The sequence below is a fragment of the Bradyrhizobium sp. UFLA06-24 genome, from assembly GCF_054967145.1.
Window position 1 is genome coordinate 1 of record NZ_JADFUE010000192.1, and the last position, 1,195, is coordinate 1,195.

The 1,195-nt window shown below is 60.7% G+C and carries 1 protein-coding gene; it reads right to left on the reverse strand.

Going from position 1 to position 1,195, the window contains the following annotated elements; genetic code table 11:
* Positions 1-1,085 (reverse strand): ABC transporter ATP-binding protein (locus IF809_RS38580; protein ID WP_462840081.1); only part of this gene is annotated, 1,085 nt, incomplete at its 3' end.
* Positions 1,086-1,195 lie beyond the last annotated feature (110 nt).

A 1,195-nucleotide genomic window follows, 5' to 3' on the forward strand; every position in this document is an offset into this window, starting at 1 on the left:
TCGAGCGCCAGACAATCTTCAGTTTTCCAGCCGATGGTGATCGGTGTGCCCGGCTCGAGCTGCACCACGCCTTCCGAATTCGGCAGCTTGATCACAAAGCCATCATGGCCGCACACCGAGACCCGAGCACGCACGTGGTCGCCTAGATAAACCACCTCAGCAACCCGCGCGGTAAAGACATTGGGCAGCGAGCCCGGCGTGGGGTTCAGCTTCACCCGCTCCGGCCGCAACGACAGTTCGGTGGGCCGACCAACCGCTTCGACATTGACTGCAAGCGCCTGCACGTCGCCCACACCTAGAACTTCTACCTTGCAAGTCGCGCCATCCATCGCGACGATCTTGCCGTGCAGCCGGTTGTTCTCGCCGATGAACTGGGCAACGAAGGCGTTCCGCGGCCGCTCGTACAGCTCAGCTGGCGCTGCGATCTGCTGGATGGCACCGTCATTGAACACCGCTATGCGGTCCGACATGGTCAGCGCTTCGCTTTGGTCATGCGTCACGTAAACGAGCGTGACGCCCAGATCCTCGTGGATATGCTTGATCTCTAGTTGCATTTGCTCGCGCAGCTGCTTATCCAACGCACCGAGCGGCTCATCCATCAGCACGAGCTTGGGATCGAAAACAAGGGCGCGAGCAAGTGCGACGCGCTGCTGCTGGCCTCCGGAAAGTTGACCGGGCCGGCGCTTGCCATGGGCGCCGAGCCGGACCATGTCTAGCGCCCGCTTGATCCTGGCCTCGCTCTCCGCTCTGCCGAGCTTGCGGACCTTAAGCGGGAAGGCAAGATTCTCCTCCACGGTCATATGCGGGAAGAGCGCGTAGTTCTGGAACACCATGCCGATGTCGCGCTTGTGCGGAGGCATGTGGTCGATCGAACGCCCTTCCAGAAGAATACAGCCTTGGGTAGCCACCTCGAAACCAGCAAGCATCATGAGGGTCGTCGTCTTGCCGGAGCCGGAGGGGCCCAGCATGGTCAAGAACTCACCCCGAGCGATCTCCAAATTGAGATCCTTAACGACCAGCGTTTCGCCGTCGTAGGTCTTCTGGATGTCCGAAAACTTCACAAAGGCATCGTTCGCGTCCGGCATCGCCCCTGTCCCCGGGCTTGGCGCATGTCCCACTAACGCGCCGCCGCCTACTAAACCACGATGTTCATTCTTGATGGATTGCATGCTATTGAGCGCGCCGTCGAGTCCGC